This window comes from Pseudomonas sp. GW821-FHT01A09 (assembly GCF_058986725.1).
Window position 1 is genome coordinate 50,021 of the sequence record NZ_JBYSWB010000008.1, and the last position, 12,293, is coordinate 62,313.

Here is a 12,293-nt window from a genome sequence, read left to right on the forward strand (position 1 = left end):
TTATGACTAGCGGCTCCTGGGTGTAATTCCGACAATGTCAGTGCAGTGTCGAAATTACCCCAGATGCGCGAAACGAGCTAGAGAGCGGCGAAGGTTGCTTGCGCCTTTGCCATCAATTTGTCGCCCTGAAGCACTTCGGCGTCGACCACAAGGGTGCGGCGCCCGCCATGGATGACCTTGGCCGTGCACACCACCTCGCCATCCGCGACGGCGCGAATGTAGTTGATCTTGCACTCCAGGGTCACGCTCTGCTTGTCGAAACCGTGGGAGGTCGAACACGCGAGGCCCATGGCGACGTCCACCAGACTGAACATCGCGCCGCCGTGGAGCTTGCCCAGGCGATTGCGCAGCTCAGGCTCCAGGGTCATCGCCACCTGCGCGACGCCCTCTCCCAGCTCCAGCACCCGACAGCCAAGCAGCTGACTGTAGGCGCTCTGGGTAAACTCTTCGGGCAGATCCATCAGCGTTTCTTCAGTTGTTTGGCGTTGGCGAACAGCGATGCCATGGCGTTGTTGACCGGGGCCGCAGCCGGCTCCTTGGCACGCGTCGGCGCGCTCTGCTGCCGCGGCGACGAACCCGGACGGCTGCCGCGCGCGCCATCGATCTTCTCGCCGGGCGTATCGCTCATGCGCATCGACAATCCCACACGTTTGCGCGGAATGTCCACTTCCATGACCTTGACCTTCACCACATCCCCGGCCTTGACCGCTTCGCGAGGGTCCTTGACGAATTTTTCCGACAGCGCCGAAATATGCACCAGACCGTCCTGATGCACGCCGATGTCGACAAATGCGCCGAAGTTGGTGACGTTGGTCACTACACCTTCGAGGATCATCCCCAGTTGCAGATCCTTGAGGTCCTCGACGCCGTCCTGAAAAGCCGCCGTCTTGAACTCGGGACGCGGGTCGCGCCCGGGCTTGTCCAGCTCCTGGAGGATATCGGTCACGGTCGGCAGGCCGAAGGTCTCGTCCGTGTACTTTTTCGGGTCCAGACGCTTGAGGAAGCTGCTGTCGCCGATCAGGGAGCGAATGTCGCGATCGGTTTCGGCGGCGATGCGCTGCACCAGCGGATAGGCCTCAGGGTGCACGGCGGAAGCATCGAGCGGGTTGTCGCCGTTCATGACGCGCAGGAAGCCGGCAGCCTGTTCGAAGGTCTTTTCGCCCAGACGGCTGACTTTCTTCAGTGCCGCACGGGTCTTGAAGGCGCCGTTGGCATCACGGTGGCTGACGATATTCTGCGCCAGCGTGGTGTTGAGGCCGGAAATCCGCGCCAGCAGGGCCACGGAAGCGGTATTGACGTCGACGCCCACGGCGTTCACGCAGTCTTCGACCACCGCATCCAGGCCACGGGCCAGCTTGAGTTGCGACACGTCGTGCTGGTACTGGCCGACACCGATGGACTTGGGATCGATCTTCACCAGTTCCGCCAGTGGGTCCTGCAGGCGGCGAGCAATGGACACCGCGCCTCGGATCGAGACGTCCAGATCCGGAAACTCCTTGGCCGCCAGTTCCGAAGCCGAGTACACCGATGCGCCCGCCTCGGAGACCATCACCTTGGTCATGCCCATGGCTGGATATTTTTTGATCAGTTCGGCGGCGAGCTTGTCGGTTTCGCGGCTGGCGGTGCCGTTGCCGATGGCGATCAGATCTACGGAGTGCTTGGCACACAGCGCGGCCAGTACTGCCAGGGTCTGATCCCACTTGTTGTGCGGTACGTGAGGGTAAACGGTAGCGTGATCGAGCAACTTGCCGGTGGCATCCACGACCGCGACCTTGCAGCCGGTGCGCAAGCCCGGGTCCAGGCCCAAGGTGGCACGCGGCCCGGCGGGCGCCGCCAGCAGCAGGTCGTGCAGGTTGTGAGCGAAAACGTTGATCGCCTCGGTCTCGGCGCCGTCGCGCAACTCGCTCAGCAGGTCCGTTTCCAGGTGGGTGTAAAGCTTGACCTTCCAGGTCCAGCGCACCACTTCACCGAGCCACTTGTCGGCCGGGCGATTCTGTTGCTTGATGTCGAAATGCTCGCCGATCATGCCCTCGCACGGATGCATGGTGCCGGGCAACTCTTCGCCGACCTTGAGGGCGGAGCTGAGAATGCCTTCGTTGCGGCCGCGGAAAATCGCCAGGGCGCGGTGTGACGGCATGCTCTTGAGGGGTTCGTCGTGCTCGAAGTAATCGCGGAACTTGGCGCCTTCCTCTTCCTTGCCAGCCACCACGCGGGCGCTGAGGACCGACTCCTGCTTGAGGAAGCCGCGCAGCTTGTCGAGCAGGCGGGCGTCTTCGGCGAAGCGCTCCATGAGGATGTATTTGGCGCCTTCCAGCGCGGCCTTGGTGTCGGCAACGCCTTTTTCAGCGTTGACGAAACCGGCAGCGGTGGCTTCGGGATCACGCTGTGGATCGTTGAACAGGCCGTCGGCCAATTCGCCGAGGCCGGCTTCCAGGGCGATCTGGCCCTTGGTGCGGCGCTTCTGCTTATACGGCAGATAAAGGTCTTCGAGGCGGGTCTTGGTGTCGGCCAGCTTGATGTCGCGGGCTAGCTCCGGGGTCAGCTTGCCTTGCTCCTCGATGCTGGCGAGGATGCTGACACGCCGCTCGTCAAGTTCGCGCAGGTAGCGCAGGCGCTCTTCGAGATGACGCAACTGGGTGTCATCGAGGCTGCCGGTGACTTCTTTGCGATAGCGGGCGATGAAGGGCACTGTAGAGCCTTCATCGAGTAGCGCCACGGCCGCTTCGACCTGTTGAGGGCGGACGCCGAGTTCCTCGGCAATGCGGCTGTTGATACTGTCCATTAGACCACCTGACCTATTGTTAATGCAGAGCCCCGCGTGGAGCGGGCGAACCATCCTCGCCAGACCTCTTGGCCTGACGCTAGCGGCCGGCATTATAACCACCCGCAAGCCCTTGGGGGGATTGCCGGTTTACGTGCAGGATGTGTCAGGATGGCGGTTCAGGAAAAATCTGCTAACAATGCACTCGGCACACCGGCTTGCAGCTAAGCCATAATGGCCGTCGAGATCATAGGAGCTATTCATGAGCAGCACTGCCGTCCCTGTCGAAGGCGACAAAATCCTCATCGTCGATGACGATCCAGGCCTCAGCAGCCTTCTGGAGCGTTTTTTCACCAGCAAGGGCTACCGTGCGCGCGCCGTGCCCAATGCCGAGCAGATGGACCGCTTGCTGACCCGTGAAGTCTTCAACCTGGTCGTCCTCGACCTCATGCTGCCCGGCGAAGACGGCCTTTCCGCGTGCCGACGCCTGCGCGCAGCCAAAAATCAGATTCCGATCATCATGCTGACCGCCAAGGGCGATGAGCTGAGCCGTATCAAGGGCCTGGAACTGGGTGCCGACGACTACCTGGCCAAGCCGTTCAACCCCGACGAGCTGATGGCACGGGTCAAGGCCGTGCTGCGCCGCCAGTCCGCCCCGGTCCCGGGTGCGCCGGGTAGTGAGGACGAGTCCGTTACCTTCGGCGATTACGAACTGTCCCTGGCCACTCGCGAACTGCGTCGCGGCGATGAATTGCACATGCTGACCACCGGCGAGTTCGCCGTGCTCAAGGCCCTGGTGATGCACGCCCGGGAGCCCCTGACCCGCGACAAGCTGATGAACCTGGCGCGCGGTCGTGAATGGGATGCGCTGGAGCGCTCCATCGACGTACAGATTTCCCGCCTGCGCCGGATGATCGAACCGGACCCTTCCAAGCCGCGCTATATCCAGACGGTCTGGGGCGTGGGTTATGTCTTCGTACCGGACGGCGGCAAAAGCAAGGCGTAACGCCTGACCTGTAGAAGCGGGCCGTATCGCAACCCCAACCCCCAGTCGGGGGTTTTGTGTTGTGTGCGGCCCGCTGTCCGCATTGTTGCGAGCCCGTCTCGCGCCTGCAAAGTTATGTGCTCAAGCCTATGAAAACCCCATTGTGGTTCCCCCAGAGTTTTTTCTCGCGCACGCTCTGGCTGGTGCTGATCGTCGTGCTGTTCTCCAAGGCACTGACGCTCGTGTACCTGCTAATGAACGAGGATGTGCTGGTCGACCGTCAGTACAGTCACGGTGTGGCCTTGACCCTACGCGCGTACTGGGCTGCCGACGAGTCCAACCGCGATCAGATCGCCGAGGCAGCGGGTTTGATCCGAGTCGTGGGCGGCGGGGTGCCCGAAGGCGAGCAACACTGGCCATACAGCGAAATCTACCAGCGCCAGATGCAGGCCGAGCTAGGCAGCGATACCGAAGTGCGCCTGCGCGTGCACGCCCCGCCCGCTCTGTGGGTACAAGCCCCGAGCCTGGGCCCAGGCTGGTTGAAGGTCCCCTTGTATCCGCATCCCCTGCGCGGGCAGAAAATCTGGAGCGTGCTGGGCTGGTTCCTGGCCATCGGACTGCTATCGACGGCCTCGGCGTGGATCTTCGTGCGTCAGCTCAATCAACCGCTCAAGCGCCTGGTGTTCGCTGCCAGGCAACTGGGCCAGGGCCGCAGCGTACGGCTGCCGATCAGCGATACGCCCAGCGAGATGGCCGAAGTGTACCGCTCGTTCAACCAGATGGCCGAGGATGTCGAACAGGCCGCCCGCGAGCGCGAACTGATGCTGGCCGGCGTTTCCCACGACCTGCGCACCCCCCTGACGCGCCTGCGGCTGTCACTTGAATTGATGAGCGGCGACAGCGACCTGAGCGATGACATGGTCCGCGACATCGAAGACATGGACGCCATTCTCGACCAGTTCCTGGCATTCATCCGCGATGGACGCGACGAAACGATAGAAGAGGTCGACCTGTGCGACCTCATTCGTCACACCGTCGCCCCGTTCAACCAACCCGAGGAGCGGGTGCGATTGTGCCTGGAGCCGATCCCGCCCTTCCCCTTGCGGCGCATATCGATCAAGCGCCTGCTGAACAACCTCATCGGCAATGCGCTTTATCATGCGGGCAGTGGCGTCGAAGTAGCGGCCTATGTCGCCGAGGACTCCAGCGCGCCCTACGTCGTGCTCAGCGTGCTTGATCGCGGCAACGGCATCGACCTGGCGGAACTCGAAGGTATCTTCAACCCCTTCACCCGCGGCGATCTGGCCCGCAGCGGCAAAGGCACCGGCCTGGGCCTGGCCATCGTCAAGCGTATCGTGCTGATGCATGGCGGCAACGTGGAGCTGCGCAACCGCTCGGGCGGCGGCCTTGAAGCTCGGGTAGTGCTGCCCCTGAACCTGATGCTGCCGCGCGATGCGGTGTGACGGCTACAGCGCCTTTTCGAAAATCTTCGAATTGCGCTGGTAGTTGTAGAGCGATGCCCGCGCCGCGGGCAGACGCTCGACGCCACTGGGGATAAAACCACGCTCGCGAAACCAGTGCGCGGTGCGGGTGGTCAGCACGAACAGGGTATTGATGCCCAGCGCCTTGGCCCGCTCCTCGATACGCTCCAGCAGCTCATCGCCGCGGCCACCGTGGCGGTATTCCGGATTGACCGCCAGGCAAGCGAGCTCCCCGGCCTGGGAGTCGGCAATCGGATACAGCGCCGCGCAGGCGATGATCATCCCCTCGCGTTCCACCACGCTGAATTGGGTGATTTCCCGCTCCAGCACTTCACGGGAACGACGCACCAGAATGCCCTGCTCTTCCAGCGGGCTGATCAGTTCGATCAATCCGCCGACGTCTTCGATATTGGCTTCACGGACTTTTTCGAACTGCTCCTGCGCCACCAACGTGCCGCCGCCGTCGCGGGTGAACAGCTCGGTCAGCAACGCGCCGTCTTCGGCATAGCTGACGATATGGCTGCGAGCCACGCCGCCCTTGCAGGCCTCGGCGGCGGCATCTAGCAACTCGCCTTGATAATCGCTGCCCAGGCGCAACAGATGCGCCGGCACCTGCTGCGGGCCCAGTTCGCGCACCAGCTTGCCGTGCTCGTCGAGCAGGCCAGGCTCGGCGCCGAACAGCAGCAGCTTGTCGGCCCCCAGATCGATAGCCGCCCGCGTCGCCACATCCTCGCAGGCAATGTTGAAGATCTCGCCGGTGGGTGAGTAGCCCAAGGGCGACAGCAACACGATAGAGCGCTCATCGAGCAGCTTGTTGATACCCTTGCGATCGACCCGACGTACCAGACCGGTGTGATGATAATCCACCCCTTCGACCACGCCGATCGGCCGCGCGGTGACCAGATTACCGCCCGCCACACGCAAGCGCGAACCCTGCATCGGCGACGAGGCCATGTCCATCGACAAGCGCGCCTCGATGGCAATGCGCAAGTACCCTACCGCATCGATGACGCAGTCCAGCGTGGCCGCGTCGGTGATGCGTAGCCCATGGTGATAATGCGGGGTGATACCCCGTGCGGCCAGACGCTCTTCGATCTGCGGGCGCGAGCCGTGCACCAGCACCAGGCGTACCCCCAGGCTGTGCAGCAACACCAGGTCGTGGACGATATTGCCGAAATTCGGATGGTCGACCCCATCCCCCGGCAGCATCACCACAAAGGTGCAGTCCCGGTGGGCATTGATATAGGGCGAGGCGTGACGAAGCCAGTTAACGTACTCGGGCATGCTGAAATAAGCCTGTAAAGAATTGGACGAAACGTGAAAACGCAACTTGGGTGTTGTGGGTTATCGTCGAAACAGGCTTGGCAACACGCGCGGGCTCCTTTCAGATACGGTCAACGGGGCTATCACTTTAAGGGCAGTCTCTTGAATGGCGGATCGCTCGATCTCTACTCAGAGACCGGGGTCAGACAATAATGTTCTACCAATTGTTGCAATAGACGCACGGTCGGCTGCAAACGTGACATTTCCAGATATTCGCCCGGCTGATGCGCGCAGGCAATATCACCAGGGCCCAATACCAGCGTTTCGCAGCCCAGGCGCTGAAAATACGGCGCCTCGGTGCCAAAAGCCACCGCCGCCGCGGTATGCCCGGTCAGGCGTTCGGCCACCCGCACCAGCTCGGCGTCGGCCACCTGTTCGAACGGAGGGACTTCCGGAAACAAGGGGTTGTAGTCGATCTTGACCTGATGCTGCTCGGCCACCGGCAACAGCTTCTGGCGAATCGCCGCGCGCAGCACCTGCGGGTCCATGCCCGGCAACGGGCGCAGATCGAACTCCAGCGAACATTGGCCACAGATGCGATTGGGGTTATCGCCGCCATGGATGCAACCGAAGTTGAGCGTCGGCTGCGGCACGCTGAATTGTGGATTGCGATACTCTCGCTGCCATTGCTGGCGCAGGCCCTTGAGCTCGGAGATGGCCTCGTGCATCGCCTCCAATGCGCTGTGCCCCAGGCTCGGATCAGACGAGTGTCCACTCTGACCGAGAATGTCGATGCGCTCCATCATCACGCCCTTGTGCAGGCGAATCGGCTTGAGCCCGGTCGGCTCGCCGATCACCGCCGCACGCCCCAGCGGCCGCCCGGCTTCGGCCAGCGCGCGCGCACCGGACATCGAACTCTCTTCATCGCAGGTGGCGAGAATCAGCAGCGGCTGCTTGAACGGTTTGTCGAGCAGTGGCCTGACCGCCTCGATGGCCAGCGCGAAAAAACCCTTCATGTCGCAGCTGCCCAGGCCGACCCAGCGCCCGTCCACCTCGGTGAGCTTGAGAGGATCGGTCTGCCACAGGTTTTCGTCGAAGGGCACGGTATCGCTATGGCCGGCCAGCACCAGGCCGCCGGGGCCACTGCCGTAGCTGGCCAGCAGGTTGAACTTGCCAGGCGCGACCTGCTGGATATCGCAGGCAAAGCCCAGATCTGCCAGCCAACCGGCCAGCAGATCGATCACCGGGCGGTTGGACAGATCGAGGCTCGGCTGCGTGCAACTTACCGATGGCACTGCGATCAAGGCGGCGAACTGGTCTTTCATGGACGGCAAAGGCATGCGCATTCTCCCGGGGCGAAGCCCATCATAGAGCCATGTGGCGTCGAGAATAAACCGTCAGCGCAACAGTCCTGTACACTGCTCGGCCATAGCAGCCCCCTTATTTAGCGTCTGCGCGGCATTACGCCAGCGCCTGGATTTTCCCGCCATGCAAAAAGAAACCGAAATCAAACTGCGCGTCAGCCGCGAAACGCTCATCGCTCTGCGTGACCACCCGCTGCTGAAAAAGCGCAACAAAAGTGGCTGGGAACGCCGCGAACTGTTCAATCAGTACTTCGATACGCCCGAGCGCGATCTGGCCGGCGCCAAGGTTGCCCTGCGCCTGCGCCGTGATGGCGACGAGTTCATCCAGACCCTCAAGACCCGCGGCCAGAGCGTCGCCGGGCTGTCGGAGCGCAACGAATACGACTGGAAGCTGGCCAAGGCCAAACTCGATCTGAAAAAGCTCGATGACGAATGCTGGCCCGCCCAGCTTGCCGAGCTGGACAAAAAAACCATCAAGCCGGTGTTCACCACCGATTTCGTCCGCGAACGCGCCGAAATCGCCTGGGGCCGCGGCAAGAGCAAAGTCGTGATCGAGGCTGCGCTGGATCTGGGCAAGGTCATCGTCGGCAAGCAGTCGGAAGAAATCTGCGAGCTGGAACTCGAGCTACGCGAGGGCGAGCCCGCAGCTCTTCTGGAATTGGCCGCCGAGCTGGCCGCGACCCTGCCGTTGATGCCTTGCGACATCAGCAAGGCCGAGCGCGGCTACCGCCTGTTCGACGCCAACAGCTATGCCTTGAGCCTGCCGGCACCGCAGCTGACCGCCGAGACGTCGCTGGACGATGCCTTCACAGCGTTGGCCTGGCACCTGTTGGCGAGCAGCCAGCGACTGGCCGAGCAATACCGTTTCAACGGCCATTGGCGGCTGCTGCAGGATTGGGTCACGCAACTGATCGAATTGCGCGCCTTGCTCGGCAGCCTCGGCCAGGCCGCACCCCGTGCCACCTCCAGCGAACTGCGCAGCGCCCTCGACCTGCTGCTCGAAGACTGGCGCCCGCTGGTCGAAGCCGGCCAGGAAGACGAAGACGTGCGCCGCGCCGCGCCCGAGCAGTTCGCTGAAGAACTGCAAGACCCACGCTGGGGCCTGTTCTCGCTGAACACCTCGCGCTGGCTGCTGGCACGCACCTGGACCGTAGAGCGCAACAACCGTGGCAATCGCCAGGGTGCCGCACCACTGGCCAGCTGGCTGGCGCATTTCATTGCCGAAGAAGGTGCAGCCTTGCAATTGCAGCGCTATCAGCAGCAGCCCGAAGACCTGGCCGAACAGCTGCCGCGTATCGAGCGTATTCAAGCCTGGATGCACCATGCCCGTGGCGTGCTGGAAGTGCCGGAGCTGGATCGCCTGTACGGCGACCTGAACAAGTTGCAGGCGCTGGCCACTCAGCAGATCAACGACGAAGTCCTCGACGCCCGCGTCCACCAGGCGCTGGCCGTGTCCCAGACCCGCGCCTGGAAGCAGCTAGTTCGCAAGTAGGATGAAGGTACTGGCTGTCAGCGCAGCACCGGCAAACTCGTGGTGGACTTGATCTCCGACAAGGCCACCGTCGAGTTGACCTCCTGGATCCCCGGCACCATCGACAGCTTCTCGAAGAAGAAGCGCTCGTAGGCTTCAATGTCGGGGGTCACGATCCGCAGCAAGAAGTCCACCGCCCCCATCAGTACATAACACTCCAGCACCTCGGGAAAACCGCGAATCGCCTCCGTGAACTCGGTGAAATTGGAGCGCCCGTGGGCATTGAGCTTCACCTCGGCAAAGATCTGCGTGTTGAGGCCGATTTTCTTGCGATCGAGCAAAGTCACCTGGGCACGAATTACCCCTTCCTCCTTCATCCGCTGAATGCGCCGCCAGCAGGGCGACTGGGACAGACCGACCTGTTCGGCAATCTGCGCACTCGACAGCGAGGCGTCCTCCTGCAGCAGGGCCAGAATCTTGCGATCGTAACTATCCAGCTCGCTTTGCATAAAATTATCTCAATATACTTTAACTGCGCATGATCAATTCAAAATAGCGTAAATGCGCGGAATAATCGCCAAGAAATATCCTGTTACTCATGGAACAATGGCCTCCATTGAATCAGGAGCCGGCCAGATGACCACTTTGCACGCCATGAACGATCCCTGCCCTCGCCCCGACGTCTGGGCTGCGGGCAATCCGACCACCGCAGTGCGTTTTCGCCTGGTGGCCGAAGCCCAGGCAGACGTCCCGTGCCGCTTGCTCAACCTGTTTGCCATGCAGTACCTCATCGCCCAACGCATCGAAATGGTCCGCGATGACGACCTGCTGCACATCGAGCTGGAGCTGCACGACGTGACCTGGCATCGGGCTGAAGTGATAGCGCAAAAAATGCGCAATCTTGTCGAAGTGTGTTCTGTTGACCTCGAACCGGCCGAGGCGTTGAAGGCCGTCGGCGGCGCCAGTCATAACGCGGCACAGGCCTGACATCAGCGGCAACGATTGCCGCGATTGATGGTGGCACCCGGTTTTTGTTCTTCTGCCTCCCCACACGTGGCGCAGGATGCTCCACGGCGCAGCCTGGGAGGGCGCAGTGAGCCAGACCACCACCGATCGCCCGCTGGGCCTTGAAGACCTGCTCGACGGACTGATCGCCCAGGGCTTCATCCTTGCCGACACTCGCGAACCGTTGCTCAAGGTGTATCAGTCCGGCCATAACCGTGACCGCCATCCACTGGAGTTTCTCGCCGCTCAACAGGTTGCCGATCGCAGCCAGCCGGGCGAGTGCCTGGGGTTGGAGCCACTGACCATCTGGCTGGCACAGCAGGCCGGGCTGCCTTATCTGCGTATCGATCCGCTGAAGATCGACGTCGCCGCAATCACGCCGGTGATGTCCCACGCTTTCGCCCAGCGCCACGGCATACTTGCTGTGGAGGCTGGTGCCGGGGACATTACCGTGGCGACCGCGCAGCCCTATGTCACCTCCTGGCTCAACGACCTTGGCCATATTCTGCAAAAGCGCATCCGCCGGGTGTTGGCCAATCCGCTCGACATCCATCGCTACACCCATGAGTTCTACCGCCTGGCTAAATCGGTCAATGGTGCCAGCCACCTCGATCAAATCAGCAGAGCGCCGGGCAGTTTCGAACAACTGCTCAAGCTCGGCGCCCATGATCGCGAACCCGATGCCAACGATTCGCACATCATCGATATCGTCGACTGGCTGTTCCACTACGCCTTCGAACAACGCGCCAGCGATATCCATATCGAACCCCGCCGCGAGCACGGCAGCGTGCGCTTTCGTATCGACGGCATGCTGCACAATGTCTACCAGTTCCCGCCCCAGGTGATCATGGCCATCGTCAGCCGCTTGAAAAGCCTCGGCCGCATGAACGTCGCGGAAAAACGCAAACCGCAGGACGGCAGGGTCAAGACCCAATCCCCAGGCGGCGGCGACGTGGAACTGCGCCTGGCGACCCTGCCAACCGCCTTCGGTGAAAAAATGGTCCTGCGCATCTTCGATCCCGAGGTGCTGCTCAAGGACTATGACGCGCTGGGGCTTGGCAGCGAAGATCTACGCCGCTGGCAAGGCATGACCGGGCAGGCCAACGGCATCATTCTGGTGACCGGTCCGACCGGCTCGGGCAAGACCAGCACGCTGTACACCACGCTAAAGAAGCTGGCCACCCCCGAGGTCAACCTGTGCACCATCGAAGACCCGATCGAAATGGTCGAGCCGGCCTTCAATCAGATGCAGGTCCAGGCCAACATCGACCTCACCTTCGCCAGCGGTGTGCGAGCGCTCATGCGCCAGGACCCGGACATCATCATGGTCGGCGAGATCCGTGATCTGGAGACCGCCGAAATGGCCATTCAGGCGGCGCTGACCGGGCACCTGGTGCTCTCGACCTTGCACACCAACGATGCGCCCAGCGCCATCAGCCGGCTGCTGGAACTGGGCATCGCCCATTATCTGATCAAGGCCACGGTGCTGGGGGTGATGGCCCAGCGGCTGGTGCGTACCTTGTGCAGCCACTGCAAGGTGCCTCATACGCTCGCGGCCAGCGATTGGCAGGAACTGACCCGCCCGTGGCAAGCGCCGCTGCCTGGCGGCGTACACCAGGCGACGGGATGTGCGGAATGCCGCGAGACCGGCTATCGCGGCCGCGCGGGGGTGTATGAAATCATGCTCCTGACCGACAGCCTCAAGGCCCATATCCAGGCCGATACCGACCTCGCCGCCCTCAAGCGTCAGGCCTATCTCGAGGGCATGCGCAGCCTGCGGCTGTCAGGCGCGCAGAAGGTCGCAGCCGGCCAGACCACAATCGAAGAAGTCCTGCGGGTGACGCCCCACAGCGGCGTAAAGTAGCCAGGCGCGTCTGACACCGGGCGCAATCACGTGCTGACACAAACTACCGCTAGATCACCGCCCCGACAGGGATCACAATCGTTGTCTCAGCACTTTTGA

The 12,293-nt window shown here is 62.4% G+C and carries 10 protein-coding genes; 5 read left to right on the top strand and 5 right to left on the bottom strand.

Features of this window, described 5'->3' with window-relative positions; translation table 11 throughout:
- Nucleotides 1–77: 77 nt before the first annotated feature.
- Complete coding sequence (locus AC3WJP_RS11525) at nucleotides 78–461, bottom strand: PaaI family thioesterase (RefSeq protein WP_493721552.1); 384 nt, start codon at nucleotides 459–461, stop codon at nucleotides 78–80.
- On the bottom strand, nucleotides 461–2,782 hold the full coding sequence (locus tag AC3WJP_RS11530; protein WP_493721551.1) for a Tex family protein: 2,322 nt from the start codon (nucleotides 2,780–2,782) through the stop codon (nucleotides 461–463). Before AC3WJP_RS11530 ends, AC3WJP_RS11525 begins: the two co-directional genes overlap by 1 nt.
- A 241-nt stretch (nucleotides 2,783–3,023) precedes the next feature.
- On the opposite strand from AC3WJP_RS11530, the gene ompR reads away from it, so the two are divergent.
- Nucleotides 3,024–3,767, top strand: coding sequence for an osmolarity response regulator transcription factor OmpR (ompR, locus tag AC3WJP_RS11535; RefSeq protein ID WP_493721550.1), 744 nt, complete (start codon nucleotides 3,024–3,026; stop codon nucleotides 3,765–3,767).
- Between the two features lie 128 nt (nucleotides 3,768–3,895).
- Nucleotides 3,896–5,209 (top strand): ATP-binding protein, encoded by a 1,314-nt coding sequence (locus AC3WJP_RS11540; protein ID WP_493721549.1) that lies wholly within the window; start codon nucleotides 3,896–3,898, stop codon nucleotides 5,207–5,209.
- Between the two features lie 3 nt (nucleotides 5,210–5,212).
- Here the strand turns inward: AC3WJP_RS11540 and argA are convergent, their stop codons facing one another.
- Both argA and argE read right to left on the bottom strand, forming a co-directional pair.
- On the bottom strand, nucleotides 5,213–6,511 hold the full coding sequence (gene argA / locus AC3WJP_RS11545) for an amino-acid N-acetyltransferase (RefSeq protein WP_493721548.1): 1,299 nt from the start codon (nucleotides 6,509–6,511) through the stop codon (nucleotides 5,213–5,215).
- A gap of 164 nt (nucleotides 6,512–6,675) precedes the next feature.
- On the bottom strand, nucleotides 6,676–7,830 hold the full coding sequence (argE, locus tag AC3WJP_RS11550) for an acetylornithine deacetylase (RefSeq protein ID WP_493721547.1): 1,155 nt from the start codon (nucleotides 7,828–7,830) through the stop codon (nucleotides 6,676–6,678).
- Between the two features lie 148 nt (nucleotides 7,831–7,978).
- On the opposite strand from argE, the gene AC3WJP_RS11555 reads away from it, so the two are divergent.
- On the top strand, nucleotides 7,979–9,346 hold the full coding sequence (locus AC3WJP_RS11555) for a CYTH domain-containing protein (RefSeq protein WP_493721546.1): 1,368 nt from the start codon (nucleotides 7,979–7,981) through the stop codon (nucleotides 9,344–9,346).
- A gap of 17 nt (nucleotides 9,347–9,363) precedes the next feature.
- Here the strand turns inward: AC3WJP_RS11555 and AC3WJP_RS11560 are convergent, their stop codons facing one another.
- Nucleotides 9,364–9,834, bottom strand: a complete 471-nt coding sequence (locus AC3WJP_RS11560) for an Lrp/AsnC family transcriptional regulator (RefSeq protein WP_493721545.1) — start codon at nucleotides 9,832–9,834, stop codon at nucleotides 9,364–9,366.
- Between the two features lie 127 nt (nucleotides 9,835–9,961).
- Between AC3WJP_RS11560 and AC3WJP_RS11565 the strand changes: the two genes are divergently transcribed.
- Nucleotides 9,962–10,312, top strand: a complete 351-nt coding sequence (locus AC3WJP_RS11565; protein ID WP_493721544.1) for an ACT-like domain-containing protein — start codon at nucleotides 9,962–9,964, stop codon at nucleotides 10,310–10,312.
- 76 nt (nucleotides 10,313–10,388) lie between these two features.
- The gene (gene tfpB / locus AC3WJP_RS11570) at nucleotides 10,389–12,194 is read left to right on the top strand and encodes a type IV pilus assembly ATPase TfpB (protein ID WP_493735673.1); all 1,806 of its coding nucleotides are present in this window, start codon (nucleotides 10,389–10,391) and stop codon (nucleotides 12,192–12,194) included.
- The last annotated feature ends 99 nt before the right edge of the window (nucleotides 12,195–12,293 follow it).